The sequence below is a fragment of the Neomegalonema sp. genome (assembly GCF_028688855.1).
GTDB lineage: Bacteria > Pseudomonadota > Alphaproteobacteria > Rhodobacterales > Rhodobacteraceae > Neomegalonema.
Genome location: NZ_JAQTXI010000018.1, coordinates 34,751 through 60,916 on the forward strand (window position 1 = coordinate 34,751; position 26,166 = coordinate 60,916).

At 70.0% G+C, this 26,166-nt stretch carries 22 protein-coding genes; 13 read left to right on the forward strand and 9 right to left on the reverse strand.

All coding sequences use genetic code 11. The features are described from left to right. The first annotated feature begins 2 nt into the window (after window positions 1-2). The 4 genes from PHN62_RS13220 to PHN62_RS13235 are packed head-to-tail and all read left to right on the forward strand — an operon-like array spanning window position 3 to window position 3,531. Window positions 3-1,271 (forward strand): SufD family Fe-S cluster assembly protein, encoded by a 1,269-nt coding sequence (locus PHN62_RS13220; protein WP_300151402.1) that lies wholly within the window; start codon window positions 3-5, stop codon window positions 1,269-1,271. After that, window positions 1,268-1,831 (forward strand): Yip1 family protein, encoded by a 564-nt coding sequence (locus PHN62_RS13225; RefSeq protein ID WP_300151404.1) that lies wholly within the window; start codon window positions 1,268-1,270, stop codon window positions 1,829-1,831. The genes PHN62_RS13220 and PHN62_RS13225 overlap by 4 nt, the downstream gene beginning before the upstream one ends. Window positions 1,832-1,856: 25 nt before the next feature. Beyond that, window positions 1,857-3,077 carry a cysteine desulfurase gene (locus PHN62_RS13230; protein WP_300151406.1) on the forward strand — a complete coding sequence of 407 codons (1,221 nt, stop codon included), beginning with the start codon at window positions 1,857-1,859 and terminating at the stop codon, window positions 3,075-3,077. Window positions 3,078-3,096: 19 nt separating this feature from the next. Continuing rightward, entirely contained in the window at window positions 3,097-3,531 is a 435-nt protein-coding gene (locus tag PHN62_RS13235) for an HIT family protein (protein WP_300151408.1), read from the forward strand. Here PHN62_RS13235 and PHN62_RS13240 read toward each other — a convergent pair whose 3' ends face one another. Both PHN62_RS13240 and PHN62_RS13245 read right to left on the reverse strand, forming a co-directional pair. Beyond that, a complete protein-coding gene (locus PHN62_RS13240) occupies window positions 3,532-4,278 on the reverse strand; it encodes an SDR family oxidoreductase (RefSeq protein WP_300151410.1) in 747 nt (248 codons plus the stop codon). Window positions 4,279-4,292: 14 nt separating this feature from the next. Then, window positions 4,293-5,222: a hypothetical protein gene (locus PHN62_RS13245; protein ID WP_300151412.1), complete on the reverse strand. Its 930-nt coding sequence runs from the start codon at window positions 5,220-5,222 to the stop codon at window positions 4,293-4,295. Window positions 5,223-5,360: 138 nt separating this feature from the next. Between PHN62_RS13245 and PHN62_RS13250 the strand changes: the two genes are divergently transcribed. Beyond that, window positions 5,361-5,858, forward strand: a complete 498-nt coding sequence (locus tag PHN62_RS13250; RefSeq protein WP_300151414.1) for a CoxG family protein — start codon at window positions 5,361-5,363, stop codon at window positions 5,856-5,858. A gap of 4 nt (window positions 5,859-5,862) precedes the next feature. Here the strand turns inward: PHN62_RS13250 and mgtE are convergent, their stop codons facing one another. The 4 genes from mgtE to ctaD all read right to left on the reverse strand — a co-directional run bounded on the left by mgtE (window position 5,863) and on the right by ctaD (window position 10,778). Further along, window positions 5,863-7,260, reverse strand: coding sequence for a magnesium transporter (gene mgtE, locus PHN62_RS13255; protein WP_300151416.1), 1,398 nt, complete (start codon window positions 7,258-7,260; stop codon window positions 5,863-5,865). A gap of 153 nt (window positions 7,261-7,413) precedes the next feature. Continuing rightward, window positions 7,414-8,472 (reverse strand): NAD(P)-dependent alcohol dehydrogenase, encoded by a 1,059-nt coding sequence (locus tag PHN62_RS13260; protein WP_300151418.1) that lies wholly within the window; start codon window positions 8,470-8,472, stop codon window positions 7,414-7,416. A 64-nt stretch (window positions 8,473-8,536) separates the two neighbouring features. After that, window positions 8,537-9,052 carry a DUF2244 domain-containing protein gene (locus PHN62_RS13265; RefSeq protein ID WP_300151420.1) on the reverse strand — a complete coding sequence of 172 codons (516 nt, stop codon included), beginning with the start codon at window positions 9,050-9,052 and terminating at the stop codon, window positions 8,537-8,539. Window positions 9,053-9,116: 64 nt separating this feature from the next. Beyond that, window positions 9,117-10,778: a cytochrome c oxidase subunit I gene (gene ctaD, locus PHN62_RS13270; RefSeq protein ID WP_300151422.1), complete on the reverse strand. Its 1,662-nt coding sequence runs from the start codon at window positions 10,776-10,778 to the stop codon at window positions 9,117-9,119. Between the two features lie 404 nt (window positions 10,779-11,182). Between ctaD and PHN62_RS13275 the strand changes: the two genes are divergently transcribed. The 6 genes from PHN62_RS13275 to PHN62_RS13300 all read left to right on the forward strand — a co-directional run bounded on the left by PHN62_RS13275 (window position 11,183) and on the right by PHN62_RS13300 (window position 17,242). Then, entirely contained in the window at window positions 11,183-12,685 is a 1,503-nt protein-coding gene (locus PHN62_RS13275; protein WP_300151424.1) for a Do family serine endopeptidase, read from the forward strand. A gap of 129 nt (window positions 12,686-12,814) precedes the next feature. Beyond that, window positions 12,815-13,498: a response regulator transcription factor gene (locus PHN62_RS13280; protein WP_300151426.1), complete on the forward strand. Its 684-nt coding sequence runs from the start codon at window positions 12,815-12,817 to the stop codon at window positions 13,496-13,498. Further along, complete coding sequence (locus PHN62_RS13285; RefSeq protein ID WP_300151429.1) at window positions 13,485-14,954, forward strand: HAMP domain-containing sensor histidine kinase; 1,470 nt, start codon at window positions 13,485-13,487, stop codon at window positions 14,952-14,954. Before PHN62_RS13280 ends, PHN62_RS13285 begins: the two co-directional genes overlap by 14 nt. 92 nt (window positions 14,955-15,046) lie before the next feature. After that, on the forward strand, window positions 15,047-15,943 hold the full coding sequence (locus tag PHN62_RS13290) for a BadF/BadG/BcrA/BcrD ATPase family protein (RefSeq protein ID WP_300151431.1): 897 nt from the start codon (window positions 15,047-15,049) through the stop codon (window positions 15,941-15,943). Then, window positions 15,937-16,818: a 16S rRNA (adenine(1518)-N(6)/adenine(1519)-N(6))-dimethyltransferase RsmA gene (gene rsmA / locus PHN62_RS13295; RefSeq protein ID WP_300151435.1), complete on the forward strand. Its 882-nt coding sequence runs from the start codon at window positions 15,937-15,939 to the stop codon at window positions 16,816-16,818. Before PHN62_RS13290 ends, rsmA begins: the two co-directional genes overlap by 7 nt. 22 nt (window positions 16,819-16,840) lie before the next feature. After that, window positions 16,841-17,242 carry a DUF305 domain-containing protein gene (locus PHN62_RS13300; RefSeq protein ID WP_300151437.1) on the forward strand — a complete coding sequence of 134 codons (402 nt, stop codon included), beginning with the start codon at window positions 16,841-16,843 and terminating at the stop codon, window positions 17,240-17,242. A gap of 43 nt (window positions 17,243-17,285) precedes the next feature. Here the strand turns inward: PHN62_RS13300 and PHN62_RS13305 are convergent, their stop codons facing one another. The 3 genes from PHN62_RS13305 to PHN62_RS13315 all read right to left on the reverse strand — a co-directional run bounded on the left by PHN62_RS13305 (window position 17,286) and on the right by PHN62_RS13315 (window position 22,473). Continuing rightward, window positions 17,286-19,601 (reverse strand): NADP-dependent malic enzyme, encoded by a 2,316-nt coding sequence (locus PHN62_RS13305; RefSeq protein ID WP_300151439.1) that lies wholly within the window; start codon window positions 19,599-19,601, stop codon window positions 17,286-17,288. A gap of 219 nt (window positions 19,602-19,820) precedes the next feature. Further along, entirely contained in the window at window positions 19,821-20,324 is a 504-nt protein-coding gene (locus PHN62_RS13310) for an RNA pyrophosphohydrolase (protein WP_300151441.1), read from the reverse strand. A 136-nt stretch (window positions 20,325-20,460) separates the two neighbouring features. Then, complete coding sequence (locus tag PHN62_RS13315) at window positions 20,461-22,473, reverse strand: divergent polysaccharide deacetylase family protein (RefSeq protein WP_300151443.1); 2,013 nt, start codon at window positions 22,471-22,473, stop codon at window positions 20,461-20,463. A gap of 347 nt (window positions 22,474-22,820) precedes the next feature. On the opposite strand from PHN62_RS13315, the gene PHN62_RS13320 reads away from it, so the two are divergent. After that, complete coding sequence (locus PHN62_RS13320; protein ID WP_300151445.1) at window positions 22,821-25,214, forward strand: TonB-dependent siderophore receptor; 2,394 nt, start codon at window positions 22,821-22,823, stop codon at window positions 25,212-25,214. Between the two features lie 329 nt (window positions 25,215-25,543). Next, a complete protein-coding gene (locus PHN62_RS13325; protein ID WP_300151447.1) occupies window positions 25,544-26,161 on the forward strand; it encodes a LysE family translocator in 618 nt (205 codons plus the stop codon). Window positions 26,162-26,166: the final 5 nt, after the last annotated feature.

Below are 26,166 nucleotides of genomic sequence, written 5' to 3' on the forward strand. Positions count from 1 at the left end.
CCATGACCGCCGTTCAGAAGCCCGTGGAGGCTCTGGCGCCCTGGCGCGCCGCTCACGAGGAATCCCAGATCGCCGGAGCGGCGGCTCTGGCTCCGGCGCGCGAAAGGGCCTTCGCCCGCTTCGAGGCTCTGGGCGGAGCGCCCAGGCCCCGCGACGAATACTGGCGCTACGCCCGCCCGGCTCCCCTGCTGGAGGCCCAGCCTCTGCGCAAGGCCGAGCAGGAGGATCCCTTCGCCGCCTTTGATCCGGTGGTCGTGGAGTTCGCCGAGGGCGTCCCGCATCTGCCCGCCGCGACGGCTGAAGCTCTGGATCTGCGCCTGATCGAGAACGCCCCCTGGGCGCTGGAGTTCTATGGCGAGCTGGAGGCTCAGGGCCAGTTCCGGGCGCCGCGTCCTCTGGCGGCCTGGAACACGGCGGTCGCGCGCACAGGCCTGGCGGTCCGGGTCGCCGAGGGTCAGGACGGCGGATTCCTCCATCTGCGCCATCTCTCCGCCGAGGGGACGACGCAAGGCCGCATCGCCATCGACCTCCCGGAGGGCGCCAGGCTGACGCTCCTCGAATCGGGCGTTCTGGCGGGCGGAGTCGTCATCGAGGCGCGGATCGCCCGAGGCGCGCAGCTCCATCACGTGCGGCTCCAGACCGAGCAGCCCGAGACCCGCGCGGGCGTGGCCCATGTCTTCGCCGATCTCGGGGCGGAGGCGATCTACAAGGGCTTCACCCTCAGCTCCGACGGCCGCATGACCCGCAACGAGACCTACTTGCGCCTCGGCGGCGAAAAGGGCTGGGCGCATGTGGCTCAGGGCGTGCTCGGCGACCGCAGGTCGATCAGCGACACCACGCTGTTCATCCATCATGACGCCCCCCATTGCGAAAGCCGCCAGATCGTGAAGTCGGCTCTGGCGGGGGAATCCCATGTGGTGTTCCAGGGCAAGATCTACGTCGCGCAGATCGCCCAGAAGACCGACGGCTATCAGATGAGCCAGGCGCTGCTGCTCGGCGAACGCGCCGAGTTCAACGCCAAGCCCGAGCTGGAGATCTACGCCGACGACGTGAAATGCTCGCATGGCTCGACCTCCGGCGCTCTGGACGCCGACGCCCTGTTCTATCTCAAGGCGCGCGGCGTGCCTCACGCCGAGGCGGAGGCTCTGCTGACCGCCGCCTTCATCGACGACGCGATCCTTGAAATCGAGGACGAGGCCCTGCAGGACGCCATGCGCGCCCATGTCGCCCGCTGGATGGAGGCCCGGGGGCGCGCCGGGGCTGCGGATTGACCAGGGAGCCCGAGCCTGATCCCCTCTTCGCGCGCCTGCGCGAGGCTTTCCTCTCTCCGCGCCGCTCCATGCGGCGCGGCCTGGAGGAGAACTGGGGGCCGAAGGAGCGCTGGCTGATGGTCGCCGCGGGCGGCCTGATCAACGCTCTGGTCTTCCGGCTTCTCCTCGCCTCCTCTCCGGAGGCTCTGGCCCTGCTGGCGCAGGTCGGCAAGGGCGGATTCTACTTCAGCCTCGCGATGGCGACCCTGCTGCAATACGGGCTGGTCTCCGGCCTGATCAATCTGGCGGGGCGCTTCACCGGAGGCGCCGCCACGCCCGAACAAGGCCGCTCCGTGGCGGCCTGGTGGACGCTGGTCTCGGCGCTGCTGACGCCGCTCAGCCTGATTCCGCTGTCTCTGGTGGCGATGTTCGCCTTCGTGGCGAATTTCGCGTTGCTGGCGGCCTATGTGACCGAAGCCCAGCGCTACCGCAGCCTCGCGGCGACCATGGCGGCGGTGGCCTCCGTCGCCTTGCTGCTGGGCATGCTGATGCTCTCCCTGCTTCAGGCGGCCCCCGCCTGAGCCGCGCCCTTCGAGGAGTCTCCCCATGGCCTACGACCTCGCCGCGATCCGGCGCGACTTCCCGGCCCTCGATCTGAAGATCCATGGGCGGCCTCTGGTCTATCTCGACACGGGCGCCAGCGCCCAGAAGCCCCGCCGCGTCATCGAGGCCCTCGCCGAGGGCTACGCCCATGAATACGCCAACGTCCATCGCGGACTTCACTACCTCTCGAATCTCGCCACCGAGAAATACGAGGGCGCGCGCGGCGTGATCGCCCGCTTCCTCGGGGCGGCCCATGAGGACGAGATCGTCTTCACCACCGGCTCGACGGAATCGATCAATCTGGTCTCCTACGGCTGGGCGGCGCCGCGCCTCCAGCCGGGCGACGAGATCGTCCTCAGCGTGATGGAGCATCACGCCAACATCGTGCCCTGGCATTTCCTGCGCGAGCGTCAGGGCGTGGTCCTGCGCTGGGTGGATGTGACCGACTCGGGCGAACTCCGTTACGACCAGCTCGAAGCCGCCATGGGCCCGCGCACGAAGCTCGTGGCGCTGACCCATATGTCCAACGTGCTGGGAACCAAGGTCGACGCCCGCCGCGCCACGGAGATCGCCCATGCGAAGGGCGTCCCGATCCTCTTCGACGGCAGTCAGGCGGCGGTGCATGGTCCGGTGAACGTCGCGGAGATCGGCTGCGATTTCTACGCGATCACCGGACACAAGCTTTACGGGCCCTCGGCCTCGGGCGCGCTCTACGGCAAGCAGGAGCGTCTCGCAGAGATGCGCCCCTTCAAGGGCGGCGGCGACATGATCCGCGACGTGACGCAGGAGAACGTGACCTACGCCGAACCTCCCCTGCGCTTCGAGGCGGGCACGCCGCCCATCATGCCCATCATCGGCCTGGCCGAGGCGATCCGCTATCTGGAGGGGATCGGCATGGCCGAGATCTCCGCCCATGAGACGCGCATCCGCGATCTCGCGCGCGAGAAGCTCGGCGCCCTGAACTGGATCAAGGTGCAGGGCGACGCCGCCGACAAGGGCGCCATCTTCTCCATGACCATGGAGGGGGCCCATCCGCATGACATGTCGACGATTCTGGACCAGTCCGGAATCGCGGTGCGGGCGGGCCATCATTGCGCCCAGCCGCTGATGAAGCGCTTCGGCGTCACGGCGACCTGCCGCGCCTCCTTCGGCCTCTACAGCAGCCCCGAAGAGGTGGACGCCCTGATCGACGGGCTGAAGACCTGCCGTCGGCTGCTGGGCTGAACTTTTCAGGGGGAGAGCCATGGCTCAGGCTTGTTTGTTCTGTCGGATCGCAGCGGGCGAGATCCCTTGCCACAGGATCCATGAAGACGAGGAGATCCTCGCCTTTCTGGACATCCATCCCGTCCGGCCCGGCCATGCGCTGGTGATTCCCAAGGCGCATCACGTCTGGTTCGAGGAGATCCCGGAGCCTCTGGGCGCGCGGGTCTTCGCCGTGAGCCAGGCCGTGGCGCGGGGGCTCAAGGAGATTTACGGCGTCGAGCGCGTGGGGATGGTCTTCACCGGCATCCATGTGCCGCATGCTCACGCCCATCTGATCCCGATGCGGCATCAGCATGACGTGACGTCGGAGATCTACCTCCGCGACGGGCCCGAGGCCTTCCATCTGCCGCCCCAGCCCCCCGCCGAAGAGCTGGCCGAAATCGCGGAGAAGCTCCGGGCGAAGCTGGACCTCTGATCAGCCGCCGCCCGAGACCTTCAGGATCGAGCCCGAGACGAAGCCCGCCTCCTCGGAGAGCAGCCAGATCACCGCCTCGGCGCTGTCCTCGGGCTCTCCGACGCGCCCCAGAGGGATGCGTCCGGCCGCCGCCTCGACGCGCTCGGGCTTGCCGCCGTCGGCGTGGATGCGGGTGCGGGTCACGGTCGGCGAGACCGCATTGACCCGGATTCCGAGCGGCCCGAGCTCCTTGGCCAGCCCCAGGGTGAAGGCGTCCACGGCGGCCTTGCTCGCGGCGTAATGGATGTAGTCGCCCGGCGCGCCGCTGGTCGCGGCGGTCGAGGAGAGGTTGACGATCCGCCCCTTGATCCCCCCCGCCCGCCAGCGCCGCGCGACCTCCTGAGTCAGCCCCATCAGCCCGAGGACGTTGACCTCGAAGGTGCGGCGCATGACGTCAAGCGGCATGTCGAGGAAGCCGCCGATCCGCCCGGTGATCCCGGCGTTGTTCACCAGCATCGTCACAGGCCCCAGCTCCGCCTCGATCCGGTCCAGAGCCGGAGCGGGAAAGCCGGAATCGGCGACGTCGCCCTGAAGCGCCAGAGCCCGGCCGCCTTCAGCCCGGACCTCCGCCGCAAGGGCTTCGGCGGATCCGGAATCGCCCAGATAGCTGAAGGCGACCGCCCAACCCCTGCGCGCCGCCAGACGGACCACCGCCGCGCCGATCCCCCGGCCGCCGCCGGTGACGAAGACGACAGGCTGCTCGGACATCGGACTCTTCCTCCTCATGAAACCTGCGCGCGAGGCCGGGCCAGGCCCTCCTCCACGGCGTCGCGATAGCCCACCGAAAGCACGGCGGCGTAACAGATCGCCGCGACCAGCCCAAGCGCGCCGTTCACGAAGGCGTAGATCCAGAACAGCGGCTGAGCCCGCAAAGCGCGCAGATGCTCCATGGCCGCCTCGAAAAAGGCCGCATCCGGCGCCCCCGGCGTCTGAACGGTCCTCAGCTCCGGAACCAGACCCCCGAAGATGAACCCCAGCAGAAACTGCAGCAGGAAAAAGCCGACGCCAATGGCCAGCATCGCCAGAACCATGTCGCGGAGCCGGGGCCGCGAGCGCTCCACCGCCGCCGCGATGCTGATGTCCGCGTCGTCGGCCACCGTCGCCGGAAGCGCCAGCCCGTAGCGCGCCGAAATGACGAGCGCCGCAAACAGGACCACGACCCCGAAGATCGTCGTCAGACCCAGAGCCGCGCCCGGACCGCCTGCGGAGAAGGCTGCGATGAACGACAGGACGATCACGAGCGGGAACAGGACAAGCAAGGTCCGGAAGCCCACCACGATCATCCGCCAGAAGAAGCTCCCCAGCCGACCCGGCGCATGGGCGAAATGGCCGAAGCCGGGGCGGGGCTCGCCGCCGTAGAGAATCGCGGCGTGGGCGCCGAACAGCAAAGCCACGTAAAGGAAGACGTTGACCAGGCCTTGCAGCAGGATCGCCAGAGCGCTTCCGCCCGAGGGGAGGATCATGATCTCCTCCCTCCCTGCGGCGTTCCTCAGCGCGTCGATCGTCTCCGCGAGGGTGGAGATCTGCATCCTGATGATCAGGTGCTGCGCGAGCGTGGACACCAGCGCGCAGAGCAGGATCAGCGGCAGATTGGCCCTGATCGCCTTGCCGCCCGCGCCAAGCACCCGCCCCAGAAATCCCGGCTGCGCCATGCCGCCCTCCCTCAAGATGAAATCGCGGCGAGAGCCTGAGGCCTCGCCGCGAGGCCGTCAAGCGCGGCTTGCGCGCCGCCCTCGCAGACCGCATATGATCGGGATTCCGCGCCCTCGCCTTCAGGAGCCTCCCGCCTCATGCGCATCGCAGATTCGCGCCGGATCGACGCCTCGCCGCACAGGGTCTGGGAGGCGCTGAACGATCCGGAGATCCTCAAGGCCTGTCTGCCGGGCTGCGAAAGCTTCGAGCGGCTCGGCCCGACGCGGTTTCAGGCCGTGGTGGTCCAGAGGATCGGGCCGCTCTCGGCGAGCTTCACCGGCGAATTGACTCTGGAGAACCTCGACCCGCCCCGGAGCTATACGCTGGTCGGACGCGGCGTCGGCGGCGCGGCGGGCCACGCCGAGGGCGCCGCCGACATCGCCATTCTCCCCGAAGGCGAAGGCGCGCGGCTGGATTACGTCTTGCGCGCCGAAGTGACGGGGCGTCTGGCGAAGATCGGGCTCGGGCTGGTCGAGGGCTTCGCGCGCCGGATGGCGGCCCAGTTCTTCGAGCGCTTCGCCCGCATCCTCGAAGGAAGGCCCGTCGAGGAGCCGCCCACCAAAGGCGAAAGCCTCTGGAAGCGGCTCATCGGCTGAAGAGCTATAACAGGAAGGCCGTCGCCAGCCCGAGGAAGGCGAAGAAGCCCACCACGTCGGTGAGGGTCGTCACGAAGACTCCCGAGGCCACCGCCGGATCCACCTTCAGTTTGTCCAGCAGCATGGGGATGAGGATGCCCGCCATGGCCGCCGTGAGGAAATTGGCCATCATCGCCGCGGCGATCACCAGACCCAGCTTGGGGCTGCTCTGCCAGAGCGCGGCCACCGTCCCCACCAGCACGGCGAAGATCAGGCCGTTGCAGATCCCCACCAGCAATTCGCGGCGGATGATGCGTCGGGCGTTGGTGCGGGTCAGCTCCTTGGCCGCGAGGGCGCGCACGGTGACGGTCAGAGTCTGGGTGGCCGCGTTGCCGCCCATCGAGGCCACGATGGGCATCAGCGCCGCAAGAACGGTCAGCTTGCCGATGGTGTCCTCGAAGAGCGCGATCACCGCCGCCGCCAGAAAGGCCGTCGGCAGGTTGACCCCCAGCCAGGGCAGACGCTGACGCAGGGTCTCGCGGGTCGAGTCGGAGATTTCTTCGTCGCCCACCCCGCCGAGGCGCAGCAGATCCTCTTCGGCCTCGTCCTCCAGCGTCTCCACGGCGTCGTCGATCATGATCGCGCCGACGAGGCGTCCGGCCTCGTCGGTCACGGGGGCGGTCACGAGGTGGTATTTGTTGAAGGCGTAGGCGACGTCCCTGGCGCTGTCGGAGGTCTTGAAGCTGTGGAACTCCGTCTGCATGACGTCCTGCAGACGCTCTTCGCGCATGTGGGTCACGAGGCGCCCGAGCGGCGCCAGACCCACGGGCTTGTGCGCCGGATCCACCACCACCACGGCGTAGAAGTCTTCGGGAACGTCCTTCGCCCGGCGCAGGTAATCCAGCAGCGCGCCCACCGTCCACCAGAGCGGCGCCGCCACCAGCGCCTTCTGCATCATGCGTCCGGCGGAATCCTCGGGATAGACCAGAGACTGCTCGATGGCGAGGCGGTCGCCCGCGTCCAGCGACTTCAGGATCTCCTGCTGACGCTCCTCGTCGAGGTCTTCGAGCAGATAGACCGCGTCGTCGCTCTCCAGCTCGCCCACGGCGCGGGCGATGGCTTCGGGCTCCATGGCCTCCAGGGCGTCGTCTCGGGCGCCCTCGTCCATCTCGGTGAGGACGGGACCCGCGAGCTCCGGCTCCAGGGCGCGGATGGCGCGACGGCGGTCGTCGGGCTTGAGCTGCTCCAGAAGGTCGGCCACGTCCTCGGGCCGCTCCTCGCCGAGGATCTCGCCCACCGCCGCGTCGTCATCGGCGGCGAGGGCCTCGATCACCGCCTCGACGGTCCCTTCGGTCAGACCGTGGGACTCGGCGTCCTCCTCCTCCCGGAGATCGCGCTGAGGCTCTTGCGAATCCGACGCCATGGCCGCCTCCCTTCAGAACCGGCGCGCGCCGCTGCGGGCGAGACGCCTTTTGAAACCGCTTCGGGGGGGCAGGCATGGCGAAAACGGACGCGAAAAGCAATCTCCTTGAATCCGCGCCCCCCGATTTCGCGGCGCCTCCGCCTCGCGGATCCGTCAGGCGGCGGCTTCGCCCTTCAGCGAGGCCATGTCGATGACGAAGCGGTATTTCACATCGCCCTTCTCCATGCGGGCGAAGGCCGCCTCGATGTCCTGCATCCGGATCATCTCGACGTCGGGCGCCACGCCCTTCTCCGCGCAGAAGTCGAGCAGCTCCCGGGTCTCGGCGACGCCGCCCACCGCCGAGCCGGAGATCCGCCGCCGCCCTCTCAGCAGGAGGCCGGTGTGGAAGGGCTCGGTGGGGCCGATCATGCCGACGATCACCAGAGTCCCGTCCCGGCCCAGCAGGGGCAGATAGGGCGTGAGGTCGTGCTTCACCGGAACCGTGTCGATGATCAGGTCCAGACTCCCGGCGGCGGCCTTGAGGGCCTCGGGGTCTTTCGAGACCAGAGTCCGCGCCGCCCCGAGCCGGGCGGCCTCTTCGGCCTTGGCGGCCGAGGTGGTGATCGCCGTGACCTCGGCCCCGAGCGCCGCCCCCAGCTTGATCGCCATATGGCCCAGCCCGCCGATGCCGATCACCCCGAGCTTCGTTCCCGGCCCGGCCTCCCAGCGCCGCAGCGGCGACCAGACGGTGATTCCGGCGCAGAGGATGGGTCCGGCGACGGCGGGATCCAGGCCCTCCGGCAGAGGCAGCACGAAGGAGTCGCGGACCACGATGGCCGCCGAATAGCCGCCCCAGGTGGTTTCGCCCGTCACGCGGTCGCGGCCGCCGTAAGTCCCGACCACGCCCTTCTCGCAGAACTGCTCCTCGCCCGAGGCGCAGGCCGGACAGCTCCGGCAGGAATCGACCAGCGTCCCCACCGCCACGACGTCGCCCGGCCTGAAGCCCGAGACCTGCGGACCCACCGCCGTCACGCGCCCGACGATCTCGTGGCCCGGCACCGAGGGATAGAGCGTCCCGCCCCAGTCGTTGCGGGCGGTGTGGAGGTCCGAATGACAGACCCCGCAATAGAGGATCTCGATGGCCACGTCGTCGGGACGCAGGTCGCGACGCTGGAAGCTCCAGGGACGCAGGGGGGATTCGGCGTTCCGGGCGGCGTATCCGAGGGTGATCATGCGTCTGCTCCTTGTGGCTCCCGCGCCCTTTGAAGCCCGGAATCCGCGCCCCGGTCAAGCCGCTTCAGGCCCGCCAGGAGGAGCGTCGGCGCCCGTCGGCGAGCAGATCGCGCAGCTCCTCGGCGAGGGCCGGGCGCTCGGCGGGCGAGAGGAAATCCCCTACGCCGGTCTCGGCCTCTCCGGCGCGCAGGATCAGCAGGAGGCCCCGCACCGGCTCCTCTCGGGTGGTCAGGCGCACCATGCCCAGAGGCGCCTCCCAGAGGCTGAGGCGTCCGCGGGCGTCCATGCGCTCCAGCCGCAGGAGGTCCTTGTAGATCGCGAGGCGCTCGTATTGCCGCGCCCGGTCGCGGTCGTTGCGCCGCAGGGCGAAGACGATCCCGCCCAGAACCAGCAGGAAGAAAGGCGCCGTCGCGAGGATCAGCAGCCCCCCGCTCCGCCAGGCGCCGGGCGCGAAGAACATCATCGCGCTCGCGGCCAGAGCCCCCCCCAGGAAAACCGCCGGAACCACGAAAAAGCCGCGCCGCTGCAAGGAGCGGTGCGGCCAGATGGTCATTTCGCGCAAGGGCGTCCCGAGGTCCATGCCCCGCTCTCCCTCCTCCGGAGAACCGCCCCCGGAGCCTGCTCCGGGGGCGGCGAGATCAGGCTCAGTGGTGAGGGTTGTCCGCGATCACCGGCAGCACCTCGAAGGTGTGCTCGGGGGGCGGCGAAGGCAGGGTCCATTCCAGCGTGTCGGCGCTGGGGCCCCAGTAGTTCGCGCCGACCTTCTCGCCCTTCGTCGCGGTGGAGTACATCACGTAGAAGAACCAGAGCAGCGAGGCGCCGGAGATGAAGGCGCCGATCGACGACACCATGTTCCAGCCCGCATAGGACTCGTGATAGTCGATGTAGCGGCGCGGCATGCCCGCGAGACCGAGGAAATGCTGCGGGAAGAAGGTGAGGTTCGCGCCGATGAACATCAGCCAGAAATGCAGCTTGCCCTGCCACTCGATGTACTGGCGGCCCGTCACCTTGCCGACCCAGTAGTAGTAGCCGGCGAAGATGCAGAAGATCGCGCCCAGAGACATCACGTAGTGGAAATGCGCCACCACGTAATAGGTGTCGTGCATGGCGCGGTCGACGCCCGCCTGGCTCAGCACCACGCCGGTCACGCCGCCGACCGTGAACAGGAAGATGAAGCCGATCGCCCAGAGCATGGGCGCCCGGAACTCGATGGAGCCGCCCCACATGGTGGCGATCCACGAGAAGATCTTCACGCCCGTCGGCACCGCGATCACCATGGTGGCGATCATGAAGTAGGCCTGGGTGTCGGCCGACATGCCCACCGTGTACATGTGGTGCGCCCAGACCACGAAGCCCAGAACGCCGATGGAGGCCATGGCGTAGACCATCGCGAGATAGCCGAAGACCGGCTTCTTCGAGAAGGTCGCGATGACGTGGCTGATGATGCCGAAGCCCGGAACGATGATCATGTAGACTTCGGGATGGCCGAAGAACCACAGCAGATGCTGATAAAGCACCGGATCGCCGCCCCCGACGGGGTCGAAGAAATGCGTGCCGAAGTTGCGGTCCATCAGCAGCATGGTGATCGCGCCCGCCAGAACCGGCAGAGACAGCAGGATCAGGAAGGCCGTGATGAAGATCGACCAGGCGAAGAGCGGCGTCTTGTGCAGGGTCATGCCCGGCGCGCGCATGTTCAGGAAGGTCGCGATGATGTTGATCGCGCCGAGGATCGACGAGGCGCCCGAGACGTGCACCGCGAAGATCGCGATGTCCATCGCCATGCCCGGCGAACCCGAGGTCGAGAGCGGCGCATAGAGCACCCAGCCCACGCCGATGCCCGTCTGGGAGGTGTCCATCAGGCTGATGACGCTCGCCAGCACCGCCAGGGCGCTGCCGCAGACGTAGAGCCAGAAGCTGAGGTTGTTCAGGCGCGGAAAGGCCATGTCCGGCGCGCCGATCATCAGCGGCATGAAGTAGTTGCCGAAGCCGCCGAAGAGCGCCGGAATCACCACGAAGAACATCATCAGGATGCCGTGTCCGGTCACCATGATGTTCCAGAGGTTGCCGTTGGGCGTGCCGTCGGCGTTGACCATGTACTGCACGCCCGGCTGCATCAGCTCGAGGCGCATGTACATCGTGAAGGCGACGGAGACCAGGCCCACCGCCGCCGCCACGAGGAAATACAGGATTCCGATGTCTTTATGGTTGGTCGAGCAGAACCAGCGGGTGAAGAACCCCGGCTTCCCGTGAGCGTGGCCTTCGGCGTGGCCATGCCCCCCATGCTCGACGCCCGTCGCGTGCGCCATGCGTTTCTCCCTCCCGAAGCGTCGGCGTGAGCCGAGGCCCTGCAAGAACGCCCGGAGCCGCCCCCCGGAATCCCGGGGTTCGCGCCGGGCGCGCGTCCTCCGTGAGCCATAGCGCGGCCCGCGATGGTTGACAACCGGGCCGATGGGCGCAAAGCGTCGCGGAGAAGGATCCGGCCTCCTCACTCCCCCGGGCTTCCCCTCCTCACTCCCCCTCGGGCGCCCTGCGCCTCCCGCCGCAGGGCCGCGCGGCCCGTTCACGAAGGATCACGCGAAAAGTGAAGTCCGGGAGGCCCTCGCCTCTCGACATGCGGGCCGGGGGCGCCAATCTTATCCGGACCTTCAGGGCGGACCTCCGGCCCTCAGGACCCTGTCGCCGCCCCTTCGAGGATTCCAGGAACAGCATCATGCGCAACTCCCTTCCGCTCCGCTCCGCGCTCGCCGCCGCTCTGGCTCTCGGGGCCGCGCCGCCGCTTCTGGCCGAGCAGCTGCCCTCCGCGCCGCTGACGGCCGCCCCCGCCGACTTCTCGGACGTGGTCGAGGCCGTGAGCCCCGCCGTGGTCAGCATCAGCGTCGAGATGCGCGGCCCCGTCGTCGTCCCGGACCGGAGCTCGGGCGCCGACGCCGATCGCTTCGGCGAACTGCCGCCGGAGCTGCGCGACTTCTTCGACCGCTTCGGCCGCGGCTCGCCCTTCGCCGAGCGCGACGGACGCGGCTCGCCCTTCGCCGACCGCGATCGCCGGGGCGGCCAGCCCGAGAGCCGTCGGGGCGCCGCCCAGGGCTCGGGCTTCCTCGTCAGCGCCGACGGCTACGTGGTCACCAACAACCACGTGATCGAGAACGGCTCCTCGATCAGCATCCAGACCCAGTCCGGCCGCGAGCTGCCCGCCCGCCTGATCGGCGCCGATCCGCGCACCGACCTGGCCCTGCTGAAGGTCGAGGGCGAGGATTTCCCCTTCGTCCGCTTCGGCGACAGCGCCAGGGCGCGCGTGGGGCAATGGGTGGTGACCATCGGCAATCCCTTCGGGCTCGGCGGCACGGCCACGGCGGGCATCGTCTCGGCGGTGGGCCGCGACATCCGCGCGGGCTCCTACGACGACTTCATCCAGATCGACGCCCCGATCAACCGCGGCAATTCGGGCGGCCCCGCCTTCAACCTCCAGGGCGAGGTGATCGGCGTGAACACCGTGATCTTCTCGCCTTCGGGCGGCAACGTCGGGATCGGCTTCGCGATCTCCTCCAACATGGCCCGCGAGGTGATCGAGGGGCTCAAGGAGAACGGCCGCGTCGAGCGCGGATGGCTCGGCGTGGCGATCCAGCCGCTGTCGCCGGTCCTCGCCGAGGGCGTCGGCCTCGACGCCGAGGCCAAGGGCGCGCTCGTCTCCCATGTCGAGCCCGACGGACCGGCGGCCAGGGCCGGCGTGCAGGTGCGCGACGTGGTGGTCTCCTTCGCCGGCGCCCCCATCGAGGACGCCCGCAGCCTCTCGCGGGCGGTGGGCGGCCAGCGCCCCGGCGCGACCCTGCCGCTCGAGGTCATCCGCGGCGGCGAGCGCAAGACCATCTCCATCGACCTCGGCTCCCTGCCCGGAGAGGAAGGCCCGCAGGCCGCCGTCGAAGCGCCCGCCCCCGGCGAAGGCGGCGCGCGGCTCGGGCTCTCGCTGCGCAACGACCGCGAGAACGGCGGCGTCGTGGTGGATCGGGTGCGCCCCGACTCCGCCGCCGAAGAGGCCGGAATCGAGGTCGGGGACCGCATCATCGGCGTGGGCGACTCCGAGGTCTCGACCGCCGCCCAGGCCGCCGACGCCATCCGCGCCGCCCAGGCCGAAGGCCGCAAGGCCCTGCTGCTCCAGATCGTCAAGCCGGAGGACGAGCGTTCGGTCTTCGTGGCGCTGCCGCTCAGCGGCTCCTGAGCCGCGAAAGCCGGAAGATCGGGGGCGCGGGCTTGAGCTTGCGCCTCCGGAGGCCTATCTCGGCGCAGAGATCCCGCAGCGCTCCGGTCCGGCGCAGCGCGAGGCCCCGCAGAGGAGATCCGCCCCGCCATGCGCATTCTGGTCATCGAGGACGACGCCCGCGCCGCCGAACATCTGGTCGGCGGCCTGCGCGAACGCGCCCATGAGGCCGATTGGGCCAGAGACGGAATCGACGGTCTGGACCGCGCCTCCCGGGGCGGATACGACGCCCTGATCGTCGACCGGATGATGCCGGGGCTCGACGGGCTGGAGATGCTCAAGCGGCTGCGGGCCATGGGCTGCGACACGCCCGCGCTCTTCCTGACGGCGCTGGACCAGGTGGACCACCGCGTCGAGGGGCTGCGGGCGGGCGCCGAGGATTATCTCGTCAAGCCCTACGCCTTCCCCGAGCTTCTCGCCCGCATCGAGGGTCTGGCGCGGCGCAGGACGCCCGAAGCGGCGGTCACGAAACTGCGCCTCGCCGATCTGGAGATGGACCTCCTCGCGCGCACCGTGACCCGCGCAGGCGACCGGATCGACCTGCAGCCCCGCGAATTCAGGCTGCTCGAAGAGCTGCTCCGGCATTCGGGCCAGGTGGTCACGCGCACCATGCTGCTCGAAAGCGTCTGGGACTATCACTTCGACCCGCAGACCAACGTCATCGACGTGCACATCTCGCGGCTGCGCTCCAAGATCGACAAGGGCTATGATCCGCCGCTGCTCAAGACGGTGCGCGGCGCGGGCTACATGCTGACGGCCGATGGCGAAGCTTAAGTTCCTCGATTCCTACGTCTTCCGTCTCGCCCTCGGCTATACGGCCATGGTGGTGAGCGTGATTTCGCTCGTCTTCATCTTCTCCTACGCCGCCGCCGACCGGCTGCTGAACCGCGAGATGCGCGCCGCCATCGAGACCGAATCCGACAATCTCTCCCGCCGCTACAGGCTCGCCGCCGGAGACCCGGCCGCCGAGCCGAACCTCGCCGCCGCCCTGAGCGAGATCCTGCCGATCATGCACGCCCGCGACGAGGCCAGCGAAGACGCCTTCTATCAGCTCTACCGGCCCGCCGCCGAGGGACAGCCCGCCCGCAAGCTCGCGGACGGCGCCTTCAAGATCGACGTCCTGCAATACGGCCAGCCCGACGAAGGCGGCTGGATCCACGCGACGCTTCCGCCTTCGTCCGGCCCCGGCGGGTCGGGGCGCGCCCGTCGGGTGACGGCGCTGCAGACCACGCTGGATTCGAGCCTCTCCCTGGTGGTGGGCCGAGACCGCAACCAGCATCGCAGCGTCAAGGACACCCTCTTCCGCATGATGCTGAGCGGCCTCGGCGTGACCACCGCCCTCGGGCTTCTCGGGGGGGCGGTCTCGGCCCAGCGCATGATGCGCCGCGTCGAGCGCGCCCGCCGCGCCGCTCAGGACATCATGACCGGAGACCTCAAGCGGCGTCTGCCGCTGGTCGGCTACGACGACGAACTGGAGCGCCTCACCATCACGCTCAACCAGATGCTCGACCGCATCGAGCGGCTGGTGGAGGCCATGCGCGAAGTCACCGACGACGTGGCCCATGATCTGCGCACGCCCCTGACGCGGCTGAGGGCGCGGGCCGAAAGGGCGCTGCGGCAGCCCTCGGCCTCTCAGCCCGAGCTGCGCGCCGCCCTCGACGAATGCGTGCAGGAGGCCGACCGGCTTCTGGCGGTCTTCAGGGCGATCCTCTCCATCGCGCGGCTGAAGACCCGGCGCGGCGCCTGCGACGAGCATCCCGAGATCGACCTCAGCCAGGCCGTGGCCGACGCGGGCGAGCTCTACGAACCCGTGCTGGAGGAGGCCGGATTCGCCCTGAAGCTCGACATCGCGCCCGATCTGCGCATCCGGGGCGAGCGGGCCCTGATCGGACAGGCCGTGGCCAACCTCATCGAGAACGCCCTGCATTACGGCCTGCCGCCGGAGGGCTCCGGACGCAGGCCCGAGGTCACGCTCCGGCTGGCCCGACGCGGAGACCGCGCCGAGATCTCGGTCGCCGACCGGGGCCCCGGCGTGCCCCCCGACAAGCGCGAGGCGGTGTTCTCGCGCTTCTCGCGGCTGGATCCGAGCCGCGCCGAGGAAGGCGTGGGGCTGGGGCTGGCCTTCGTGCGGGCGGTGGCGGAGTCGCATGGCGGCTCCTCGCGCATCGAGGACGCCGGGCCGGGCGCGCGGGTGGTGGTGGCGCTGCCCGCCTCCCAGGGCGAGGCCTGAGGGCTCCGCAGGGCCGGAACGCCTTGAATCCGCTTGACGCCGCGCCGCGCCCGGTTACTCCTGCGCGAAAAGCTCTCGGGAGGATCCCAGCCATGGGCGAAACGCTCTATTTCGGCCTCGACGGCGGCGGCACGGGCTCGCGCGCGCGCCTGACGGACGCGCAAGGCCGCAAGCTCTCCGAAGCCGAGGCGGGCATGGGCGCCATCGCCACCGGAGACGGATCCGCCTCCCACGCCTCGATTCTGGAGGCGGCGCGGCTCTGCGTCGAGCGCGCGGGCCTGCCGCCCGAAGCCGTCCGCGACGTGCGGGCCGGACTCGGAGTCTCGGGCGCGCCGATGCGCGGCGCCCGCGAGCGGCTCCGGGCGCGAGGCCTGCCCTTCGCCCGCACGGTGATCGGCACCGACGGACATACGGCCTGTCTGGGCGCCCATGGCGGCGAGGAAGGCGGGCTGGTGATCTTCGGCACGGGCTGCGTGGGGGGCGTCTTCGCGCGGGGCCGCTATCGCGAGGCGGGGGGCTGGGGCTTCGCCTGCGACGACTTCGGTTCGGGCGCAGACATGGGCCGCCGCGCCGTGCATCTGACCATGCGCGCCGCCGACGGCGACGTGGAGGGCGGCCGTCTGGCGGAGGCTCTGCTGAAGGATTTCGGCGGCGATCCCCGCGACATGGGATTCTGGGCCGCCACCGCCACGCCCGGCGAGTTCGGGCGCTATGCGCGGCTCATCTTCGATCTCGCTGAGGAGGGCGACGCTCCCGCCCGCAGCGTGGTGGCGCGCTCGGTGGAGGAATGCGCGCGGCTGACGCGGATCGCTCTGGACTGGGGCGCGCCGAGCGTGGTGCTGCACGGCTCCATCGCGCGGCGTCTGCGGCCCCTGCTGCCCGAGGCGCTGCTCGCCCGCATCGTCGAGCCCAAGGCCGACGCTCTGGAGGGCGCGCTGATCATGGCCCGACGCGGCAAGGCCGCCGTGGACGCTCTGGAGGAATGGTGACCGAGACTCCCGACTTCGCCGCCCACGCCGAGGCTCTGCACGCCCTGCCGCCGCTCCGCGAGGTGGTCGGACGCCATGAACTGGCGGCCAAGAAGGCTCTGGGCCAGAATTTCCTCTTCGACCTGAACCTGACCGGACGCGTCGCGCGGGCGGCGGGGGATCTGACCGGCTGCGACGTGCTGGAGATCGGCCCCGGCCCCGGCGGCCTGACGCGGGCTCTGCTGCTGGCGGGGGCGCGCAAGGTGGTGGCCGTGGAGCGCGACGAACGCGCCCTGCCCGCCCTCGCGGAGATCCAGGCGGCCGCTCCGGGGCGTCTGGAGGTCGTGGACGGCGACGCGCTGAAATTCGACCCTGCGCCCTATCTGACCGCGCCCGTGAAGATCGTGGCGAATCTGCCCTACAACATCGGCACGGAATTGCTCGTGCGCTGGCTGACGGCGCCGCAATGGCCGCCTTTCTGGTCCTCGCTCACGCTGATGTTCCAGAAGGAGGTCGCCGAGCGCATCGCGGCCAGGCCGGGAGATTCCGGCTATGGGCGGCTCGGGGTGCTGGCGGGCTGGCGGACGCAGGCCGAGATCGTCTTCGACATCTCGCCTCAGGCCTTCTTTCCGCCGCCGAAAGTCACCAGCTCGGTGGTGCGGATCCGGCCCCGCGAAAAGCCCCTCGCGGAGGCGGATCTCTCCGCGCTGGAGCGCGTGACCGCCGCCGCCTTCGGCCAGCGCCGCAAGATGCTGCGTCAGAGCCTGAAGTCTCTCGGCGTGGAGCCCGCGCCTCTGCTGGAGGCCGTCGGGATCGATCCCCAGCGCCGCGCGGAGACTCTCAGCGTGGAGGAGTTCTGCGCCCTCGCCCGCGCCTTCGCCGCCACCCGCGCCTGAATTCAGCCCCAAGGAGGCCTCCATGTCCCGCGCCCTTCTGCCCGCCCTTCTGCTCGGATTATGCCTGAGCGCCGTCCCGGCTTCGGCTCAGGACCATTCCGCCCATGGCGCTCACGGCGCCGCCCCTGCAGAGGCCGAGGCCTCGCCCGCCGAAGCGGCCTTCGCGGAATATGGCGCGGCCATGACGAAGATGATGGAGGACATGCACGGGACGCCCTCGCTCGGCGACGCCGACGCCGATTTCGCCGCCCAGATGATCCCGCATCATCAGGCCGCCGTGGAGATGGCCCGCACGCTGCTGACATATGGGAAGGATCCCGAGCTGCGCGCCCTCGCCGAAGAGGTGGTCAGGGCGCAGGAGGCCGAGATCGCTCAGCTTGAGGCCTGGCTCAAGGCCCATGGCGAGGCCAAGCCTCAGCCCTGAAACCGCGGACGGGGGAGGATCGCCCTCCCCCGCTTTAAAGGCATCACTCCGCCGCCTGCTCCTCGCGACGGTCGAGCTGGGCGGCGTGGGCGGCGTCCACGGCGGCGAGCGCCGTCACATTGAGGATGCCGCGCGCCGTGGTGGTCGGCGTGACGATGTGGGCGGGCTTGTTCAGACCCATCAGCAAAGGCCCGACCCGCAGCCCGTCGGCCATGCTGACCAGCAGATTCACCGCCGCATGCGCCGCGTCGAGATTCGGGAAGATCAGCAGATTGGCCGGTCCCTGAAGGCGCGAGCTCGGGAAGATCCTCTGACGCACCGTCGGATCCATGGCCGCGTCGACGTGCATTTCGCCCTCATATTCGAAATCCGGGCGGATCTCGTCGAGGAGGCGCACCGTCTTGCGCAGCTTCAGGGCGCCGGGGGTGTCGCGGGCGCCGAAATTCGAGCCGCAGACGAAAGCCGCCTTGGGCTCGACGCCGAAGCGCCGCATCTCCTGAGCCGCCATCAGCGTGATCTGGCTCAGATCCTCGGCGGAGGGCTCGGAGGCGGCGTAGGCGTCGGTGATGAAGACCGTGGCCTTGGGCGTGATCACCGCCGTCAGAGAAGCCAGACGGCAGGCGCTGGCGCGGCGTCCGATCACCCCCTCCAGATATTTCAGATGCCAGAGGTAATGCCCCGCCAGACCGCAGACGAGAGCGTCGGCCTCGCCGCGCTGGAGCATCATGGCGGCGATGGCCGTGGTGTTGGTGCGGATGATCTGCCGCGCGGCGTCCGGAGAAACCCCCTGACGCTCGGTCAGCGCGTGATAGCCGCGCCAGTATTCGCCGTAACGCGGATCGTCCTCGGGGTCGCAGAGTTCGAAATGCACGTCCGGGCGGATCTTGAGCGCGAATTTCTCGCAACGCGCCTCGACCACCTTGCGCCGCCCGACGAGGATCGGCCGCGCGAGCTTCTCCTCGATGGCGGCCTGAACCGCCCGCAAGACGCGCTCATGCTCGCCCTCGGCGTAGACCACGCGCTTCTCCAGTCCCCGCGCCCGCGCGAAGACCGGCTTCATCAGGAAGCCCGAACGATAGACGAAGCGCGCCAGCCCCTCGCGATAGGCGGCGAAATCCGCGATGGGCCGCGTGGCGACCCCCGAATCCATGGCGGCTTGCGCCACGGCGGGCGCCACGGCCTCCAGCAGGCGAGGGTCGAAGGGCTTGGGGATGAGGTTGTCCGGGCCGAAGCGCAGATCCTCGCCTTCATAGGCGTTGGCGAGCTCGGCGGCGGCGGTGGCGCGGGCCAGCTCGGCGATGGCGCGCACGGCGGCCATCTTCATCTCTTCGTTGATCTCGCGCGCGCCCACGTCGAGGGCGCCCCGGAAGATGAAGGGAAAGCAGAGGACGTTGTTGATCTGGTTCGGAAAATCGGATCTTCCCGTGGCGATCATGGCGTCGGGACGGGCCGCGCGGGCGACCTCCGGCATGATCTCCGGCGTGGGATTGGCCAGCGCGAAGATCATCGGCCGGGGCGCCATGTCCCTGACCATCTCGCCCGTGAGCAGCCCCGGCGCCGAGAGTCCGAGGAAGACGTCGGCGCCCTTCAGCGCCTCGGCGAGTTCGGGCCGCGGGCCGGGCTGGGCGAAACGGGCCTTTTCGGGGCTGAGGTCCTCGCGTTCGGGATGGACCAGCCCGCCGATGTCGTAAAGCCGGATGTTCTCGCGCTTGACGCCCAGCGTGATCAGCAGCTCCAGACAGGCGATGCCCGCCGCGCCGCCGCCCGTCGAGACCACCTTGAGGCTTTCGATGGCCTTGCCGCCGATCTCCAGAGCGTTGGTCACGGCGGCGCCCACCACGATGGCCGTGCCGTGCTGGTCGTCGTGGAAGACGGGGATGTTCATCCGGGCCTTCAGCTCGCGCTCGACCTGGAAGCACTCCGGGGCCTTGATGTCCTCCAGATTGATCGCGCCGAAGGTGGGTTCGAGCGCCGCCACCGCCTCGATGAGCTTCTGCGGATCGTCGGCGTTCATCTCGATGTCGAAGACGTCGATGTCCGCGAATTTCTTGAAGAGCACCGCCTTGCCCTCCATCACGGGCTTGGAGGCCAGAGCGCCGATGTTCCCGAGCCCCAGAACCGCCGTGCCGTTGGAGATCACCGCCACGAGATTCCCCCGCGCGGTGTAGCGCGCCGCCGCCAGAGGATCGGCCGCGATGGCCCGGCAGGCCGCCGCCACGCCGGGACTATAGGCCATGGAGAGGTCGCGCTGGGTGGCGAGCGGCTTGGTGGCCTGGATCGCCAGTTTTCCGGGACGCGGATGCTCGTGATAGGCCAGAGCGCGGGCGTCGAGATCCGTTTCGGGCGTAGGAGCTGGCATGGGGGCGCTTCCTCTTGAAGTCCTTCGGGCGCAGGGCCCGTCACGCCTCCCGGGGCCGCCTCCTGCGAAGAGGCCGCCGCCTGAGGATCATGTCCGGGCCTCGCCCGTTTCATGGGGCGGAGCCGCTTTTCTGCGACTTTCGTCGGAGACATTCGCGGGCGGAGCGCGCGGCGTCAAGGCGCAGGCCCCGCTTTCGGCTCCGGCGGGTCCGGAAAGGCCTCAGGAGGGCCTGAAATGCGGCGTGAAGCGCTTGAGCACCTCGACATAGACCTCGCGCTTGAAGGAGACCATGCCCGCCAGCAGGTCTTCGGGCTTCATCCAGCGCCATTCGGAGAATTCGACCGGCTCGCGGGTGATGTCGACGTCGGAATCCGCGCCGAGAAAGCGCAGGGCGAGCCATTTCTGCTTCTGGCCGCGCCATTTCCCGCCCCAGACCTTGCCCATCAGATGATCCGGCAGATCATAGGAGATCCAGTCCTCGGTGAGGGCCAGAACCTCGACGCGGGATTTCTTCACGCCGGTCTCCTCGCGGAGTTCGCGCAGGCCCCCTTCGAGCGGAGTCTCGCCCTTGTCGAGCCCGCCTTGCGGCATCTGCCAGGCGTCGGGCGTGTCGAGTCGGCGGCCTGCGAAGATCAGGCCCTCGCGGTTGATCAGCGCCACCCCGACGCAGGGGCGATAGAGCGAGAGATCGCGGGCGGAATCCGGCTGGGAAGCTTGGGTCATGAGACGGCGAGGCTCCTGAAGGACTGATCTCCCGGAGATAGGCCCGCGCCCGCGCCGGACGCAAGTCTCCGAAGCGGCGTCGCGCAGGCGGCGGGACAGACAGACCCGCGCCCGCGCCGGACGCAGGGGCGCTTTCCTACTCCAGCGCCTCCCCGAGCGGCGCCAGCCGCACGCCCCTTGAGGCCAGGCCCTCGGTCCAGAGCGCCAGAGCGTCCAGCGCCTCGCCGGAGACCGCCATGACGCCCACGGCCTCGCCGTCGGCCAGAGCCCGCCGCTCCAGCTGGGCGAGCGCCGCGCGGATGGCGGTCGCGCTCCGCTCGCGGTCGAGGGCGATGGGCGCGGCGGCGTAGCGCACGCCCGCGCTCCGGGCCGAATCGCGCAGGAGGCTGCGGTTGGTCGGCTGGTTTTCGAGCAGCATCAGCCCGCGCTGCGCCAGAATCGGCAGAACTCCCGCCAGAGCCTCGGCGTCGGCGGTGAAGCGCGCGCCCATGTAGGTCGAGATCCCCGCCGCCCTGGGCGCGAGGGCCAGCACCCTCGCCAGACGCGCCTGATTCTCCTCCGCCGCGAGTCCCGTGGCGAGGGTGATCTCGTCGGGGGTGGCGCTGCGGCTCATGGCCTCCATGGGGGCCTCGACCAGCGCGACGCGGCCCGCCGCCCCGAGCGAGGCCACGCGCTCCTCCACGCGGCGTCCGATGGGGGCGAAGGCCAGAGCCACCGCGTCGGGCGTGTCGCGGATGGCGCGGTTCGTGGTGGCCTCGTGCAGGCCGAGGGCGGTCAGAACCACCGTGGCGCGCGGCGCGTCGGGCGGAAGGACCGGCTCGGCCGCGCGGCGACGCGGCGCAGGCGCGGAGAACGGCTCCTCCGAACGCGCCGAGAAGGGACCGTCCTCCGGGCTGTCGATGGGCGCGGTCCGCACTCTGGGCAGATCGCCCGTCTCCAGAGGCTCCGGCGCGAGATCCATGGCCGCGAAGGCCTCCGGGGTGATCTCGGGGCCGAACTCCGCCCCGAACTTCACGGCGGCGGAGATCATCGGCGGCCCTTGGGGCGCGGCGGGAGCCTCGGCGGCGGGAGCGGATGCGGCGACGGTCGGGGCCGGGTCGTGGATCGGCGCGGCGGCGGAGGCCTTCGGCGGCTCCGGATCATGCACCGGCGGCGGCGCGGCGGCGGCCAGCGCGATTTCGGCGGCGCCCTCCAGCTTCAGGCGGGCGCTCCATCCGCCGCGCGGACCGCCCGCGAGGGGCGCGGGACTCGCCGTCGCGGCCTGGAGAGCCTGGGGCGGAGTCCGGGGCGGAGAATAGACGTCGGGATCGGACGGCCCGCCGTCGCGGAGGGCGTGTTCGGGCGCGGGCGGCCGGGGGCGCGGCGCAGGCGAATCGGCGGGCGCCGACTCCCCGACAGGCGCAGGGGCGGGCGCGGGCGCCTCCTCGGGAGGGGCGGGCGTCTCCGCCTGAGGCTCCGGACGCCGACGCGGCGCGGGCGCGGCGGCGGGCGCCTCGACTCCGACGGCGGCGGCGGCCTCCTCGGCGAAGCCCGCCAGATCGGCGACGGGCGCGGCGTCGGCGCCCGGCGGCGCCAGAAGCGCGCTCTCCAGACGCATGGCCTCGGGAGAAGGCGCAGGCGCGGGCTCCAGATCGGTCGAGACCCCGGCCTCCCGCGCGAGTCCGGACGCGGAGGGAAAGGCGGAGAGATGCGGAGGCGCGGGATCTCCGTCCAGCTCCATGGGCGCCCATCCCTGCTCCCAGTCGCCGGGCGGAACGAAGGCGGGCGGCGGCGGCAGCCCCGGCGCGAGGACGCGCGCGGGAATGTCGCCCGTGGCCAGAGGGTCGGCTCGATCCAGACCGGGCGCCAGACCGGGCGCGAAGCCGGGCGAGGCCGCCCCCAGCCTTCCCGGCGTCCCCGGGCCGCGGTCCATGGAGAAGGGTTCGGGCGCATGGAAGACGGCGGCCACCTCGGGACTGAGCGCGCGGTCCCGGCTTTCGCCTCCGCCTCCGCCCAGCAGCGCCAGGCCCGCGAGCAGAAGGGCTCCGACGGCCGCTCCGGCGGCGAAGGCGCGCCATCGACCCTTGCGGCGAGGGGCGGCGGGCGACGCCTCCTCCTCTTCGCCCCATTCGTCCTCCGTCCATTCGTCGTCGGTTCTGGGCTCGGTCATGGGCGTCCGTTTCCTGCAGGTCTCGGCGCCCATCCAAGCGCAAGGGGCTTAGAGATCGGTTAAGCCCGGAGCCTTCGGGCGATCCGCCCCGATTCCGCCGGAATCCCGCCGCAAAGACGCCTTGAGGCCACAACCGGGCGTCCATCTTCCTGCGCGCAGGATTTTGTCTTGACGCAGCGCGAAAGGATTACTTTCCTGCGCGGGACATCGACGACCGGCTCAGCCAGACACAGGCCGTCGCGCAAACCTCCGTCTTGCCCCGGAGCCGCGCGCATGCGCGCTCCAGCCCCAGCCCCCAGAGTTCGATGCGTTGCAGCAACGACGCCGCCAGACGGGGACCCTCCTTCATGCCTCAGACCGACTCGACGGATTCGCGCGAATCCCGCAACATCACCCTCGGCCTTCTGCCGATGCTGGTGGCCGCCTCCGCCCTTGCGGCTCCCGCCGCCCTGGCCCAGACGACCGGATCCTTCACGGAGCCTGCGCCGCTCGCCGATCCCACGGTCAGGGCCCCCCTGCCTCCCGCGACGCCCGCCTACGTCGTCGCGCCCGCCCAGCCCGCTCAGGCGGTCGTGGTCCAGCCCGTCCCGGCGGCCCTGCCGCAGCAGCAGGCGATCCAGCTGGAGCCCATCCATCTGACGGGAACGGCGGTGCGCTCCCAGGCGCCGGCGCCGCAGCAGTACATGGAGGCCTACAAGGTGGACGGCGTCGCCTCGCCGACCTTCACCCAGCCCCTGCTCGACACGCCCAAGACCATCACCGTCATCACCCAGCGCGAGATCGAGGAGCGCGGCGCCGCCTCGCTCGCCGAGGTGCTGCGCACCACGCCCGGCATCACGCTGGGCTCGGGCGAGGGCGGCACGCCGGTCGGCGACCGTCCCTTCATCCGCGGCTTCGAGGCCAGCACCGACATCTTCGTGGATGGTCAGCGCAATCTCGGCCGCTCGGCCTACGAGAGCTTCAACTCCGAGGCCATCGAGGTCTCCAAGGGCCCCGGCTCGGCCTACACCGGACGCGGCTCGACCGGCGGCTCGCTGAACATCGTCAGCAAGCAGCCCGCCGACGAAACCTTCCTGCACAGCAACAGCACGCTCGGCACGGATTCCTATCTGCGCCAGACCGTCGACGCGAATTACTACCACGCCCCCGCCGACGTGGCGGTCCGTCTGAACGCGCTCTATCACGACGCCGACGTCCCGGGCCGCGGCCCGCGCGACGAGAAGCGCTGGGGCGTGGCGCCCTCCATCGCCTGGGGCCTGCGCGGCCCGACCCAGGCCGTGCTGAGCTTCTACCATTCGAAATCCGAAGAGACGCCGGATCTGGGCGTTCCTTTCCAGACCGCCTCCTACTGGGCGAACGCGCGCGGAGAGCCCGGCCGCGTCGCCAGCAAGGACGACCCCTTCCGCCCCGTGGACGACATCGACCGCGACAATTTCTACGGCTCGGTCCACCGCGACTTCCGCGACGTGACGACCACCATCGGCACCTTCAAGCTCCGCCACGAGTTCGAGAACGGCCTGACGGCGCAGAACGTGTTCTCCTACAATCGGGGCACGAACGAATACGCCATCACCCGCCCGACGATCAACGCGAGCGGCGTCCAGGTGAACCGCGACCTGCGCAGCTCGGCGCGGCGCAACACCTCCTGGGGCAACCGCACCGACTTCACCTACGAGCTGGACACCGGCCCCATCGCGCATGACCTCGCCTTCGGCGCCGAAATCACCCGCGACAAGCTGGAGTCGGCCAACCTGAGCTTCAGCGATCCGGCCTCGCTGTCGGCCCTTCCGCCGACCGACCTCTACAATCCGGATCCCTGGACGGCCTTCCCCTTCAGCCCGACCATCGGCGCCTACGGCGAGCCCACCCGCACCAAGACCGCTTCGGCCTATCTCTTCGACACGCTGAAGTTCAACGACCAGTGGCTGCTGAGCCTCGGCCTGCGCTACGACGACTACAAGGTCTCCAGCGGCGCGCTCGAAAACCACTCGAAGATGTGGAACTACCAGGCGGCCCTGACCTACAAGCCGACTCCGGACGGCTCGGTCTATCTGGCCTTCGGCACCTCCTCGAATCCCTCGGGCGAGACGGCGGGCCAGTCCGGCGGCGCCGACGGCGCGGCGGGCGGCGGCCTCAACAACAACACCGTCAACCTCGATCCCGAAGAGACCCGCAGCTACGAGGCGGGCGTGAAGTGGGACTTCTTCGACGGCCGGCTCGGCGCCACGGCGGCGGCCTTCTACACCGACAAGACCAATCAGCGCGCCACGGATCCGGTGACGGGCCTGGTCGCTCTGGTGGGCAACAGCGAGGCCAAGGGCTTCGAACTGGGCCTGCGCGGCGAGATCACCGACCGCTGGCGCGTCTCGGCGGGCTACACCTACGTCGACTCCCGCATCAAGGACGACGGACGGGGAACCAACGACGGCAACCGGGCGAAATACATCGCTCCGCACAGCGCCAGCCTCTGGACCACCTACGACGTGACTCCCGCCCTGACCCTCGGCGGCGGCGTGAGCTACATGTCCGACCGCTTCGCCAGCGACGACAACACGCTGGAGCTGCCTTCGCATGTCCGCGTGGACCTGATGGCCTCCTACGAGTTCAACGACAACTTCACCCTGCGGCTCAACGCCAACAACGTCTTCGACGAGAAGATCTACGACGGCTCCCATGTCGGCCTCTTCGCCAACATGGCGCCTGGCCGTCTGGTCACGCTGACCGGCGAAGTGAAGTTCTGATCTTTCGACCCTTCCGACGTTTCTTTCGACGGGCGCTCTCATCCGGGCGCCCGGTTTCCACGACAGGCGCTCCCATCCGGGCGCCCGGTTTCCTCGACGGAAGCGCCCTTGCGGGCGCTTCCGGGCATGCGCAGACTCGGCCCGCGTCTTCCCGACGCGGGCCTTTTTCATGCGCGCGGAGGCCGCGAGACGGGACTCGCTTTCCGCGTCAGGGACGCTAATCTCCCGCGACGCCCTGCGGCGTCGCTGTTCCAGCCCCTCGCCTGACCGCGCCTCAGATCCCGGCGCGCCCCCTCGCGCGGGGGCTCCCTTCGCGCCGGACGTCTCCCATGACCCTCCACGCCGTCACCCTCTACGCTTCGGCCCTTCTGCTCATGGCCATGGCGCCGGGCCCCTTCGTCGCGGCGCTTCTGCCGCGCTCCATCTCCTACGGCTTCCGCCGCACGACGCCGCTCATCTGGGGCGCGGTGGTCGGCGACATGATCTGGGCGGCGGCGGCGCTCTTCGGCCTCGCGGCGGCGGCGCAGCTCTGGGCGCCCGCTCTGACCCTTGTGCGCGTGGGCGGCGGCGCCTATCTCGTCTGGATGGGCTGGCGGATGCTCGCCGCCCCGCCGGAGGCCATGACGCTCGGCCAAGCCGGAGAGGCCGGAGGCTTCCGCGCCACCTTCCTCAGCGGTCTGGCGGTCACGCTGGGGAACCCCAAGCCGGCGCTTTTTTATCTGGCGCTCCTGCCGGTTTTCTTCGATATTGGGAAACTCTCCGGCGGAGAGAAGATTTTGATTCTGGCCGTGATTCCGCCTGTCCTGCTCCTCGTCCTCTGCTCCTACGCCGCCCTCGCCGCCGAGGCCGGGCGCAGGCTGAAGACTCCGGGCGGAACGCTCTGGCTGAACCGCGTCTGCGGCGCGGCGATGATCCTCGCCGGGGCGGCTCTGGCGGCCAATCTGTAAAGGAC

Coding starts and splice junctions, on each gene's coding strand:
- PHN62_RS13220 (WP_300151402.1), top strand. CDS start 3: ATGACCGCCGTTCAGAAGCCCGTGGAGGCTCTGGCGCCCTGGCGCGCC.
- PHN62_RS13230 (WP_300151406.1), top strand. CDS start 1,857: ATGGCCTACGACCTCGCCGCGATCCGGCGCGACTTCCCGGCCCTCGAT.
- PHN62_RS13235 (WP_300151408.1), top strand. CDS start 3,097: ATGGCTCAGGCTTGTTTGTTCTGTCGGATCGCAGCGGGCGAGATCCCT.
- PHN62_RS13240 (WP_300151410.1), bottom strand. CDS start 4,278: ATGTCCGAGCAGCCTGTCGTCTTCGTCACCGGCGGCGGCCGGGGGATC.
- PHN62_RS13245 (WP_300151412.1), bottom strand. CDS start 5,222: ATGGCGCAGCCGGGATTTCTGGGGCGGGTGCTTGGCGCGGGCGGCAAG.
- PHN62_RS13250 (WP_300151414.1), top strand. CDS start 5,361: ATGCGCATCGCAGATTCGCGCCGGATCGACGCCTCGCCGCACAGGGTC.
- mgtE (WP_300151416.1), bottom strand. CDS start 7,260: ATGGCGTCGGATTCGCAAGAGCCTCAGCGCGATCTCCGGGAGGAGGAG.
- PHN62_RS13260 (WP_300151418.1), bottom strand. CDS start 8,472: ATGATCACCCTCGGATACGCCGCCCGGAACGCCGAATCCCCCCTGCGT.
- PHN62_RS13265 (WP_300151420.1), bottom strand. CDS start 9,052: ATGGACCTCGGGACGCCCTTGCGCGAAATGACCATCTGGCCGCACCGC.
- ctaD (WP_300151422.1), bottom strand. CDS start 10,778: ATGGCGCACGCGACGGGCGTCGAGCATGGGGGGCATGGCCACGCCGAA.
- PHN62_RS13275 (WP_300151424.1), top strand. CDS start 11,183: ATGCGCAACTCCCTTCCGCTCCGCTCCGCGCTCGCCGCCGCTCTGGCT.
- PHN62_RS13280 (WP_300151426.1), top strand. CDS start 12,815: ATGCGCATTCTGGTCATCGAGGACGACGCCCGCGCCGCCGAACATCTG.
- PHN62_RS13285 (WP_300151429.1), top strand. CDS start 13,485: ATGGCGAAGCTTAAGTTCCTCGATTCCTACGTCTTCCGTCTCGCCCTC.
- PHN62_RS13290 (WP_300151431.1), top strand. CDS start 15,047: ATGGGCGAAACGCTCTATTTCGGCCTCGACGGCGGCGGCACGGGCTCG.
- rsmA (WP_300151435.1), top strand. CDS start 15,937: ATGGTGACCGAGACTCCCGACTTCGCCGCCCACGCCGAGGCTCTGCAC.
- PHN62_RS13300 (WP_300151437.1), top strand. CDS start 16,841: ATGTCCCGCGCCCTTCTGCCCGCCCTTCTGCTCGGATTATGCCTGAGC.
- PHN62_RS13305 (WP_300151439.1), bottom strand. CDS start 19,601: ATGCCAGCTCCTACGCCCGAAACGGATCTCGACGCCCGCGCTCTGGCC.
- PHN62_RS13310 (WP_300151441.1), bottom strand. CDS start 20,324: ATGACCCAAGCTTCCCAGCCGGATTCCGCCCGCGATCTCTCGCTCTAT.
- PHN62_RS13315 (WP_300151443.1), bottom strand. CDS start 22,473: ATGACCGAGCCCAGAACCGACGACGAATGGACGGAGGACGAATGGGGC.
- PHN62_RS13320 (WP_300151445.1), top strand. CDS start 22,821: ATGCCTCAGACCGACTCGACGGATTCGCGCGAATCCCGCAACATCACC.
- PHN62_RS13325 (WP_300151447.1), top strand. CDS start 25,544: ATGACCCTCCACGCCGTCACCCTCTACGCTTCGGCCCTTCTGCTCATG.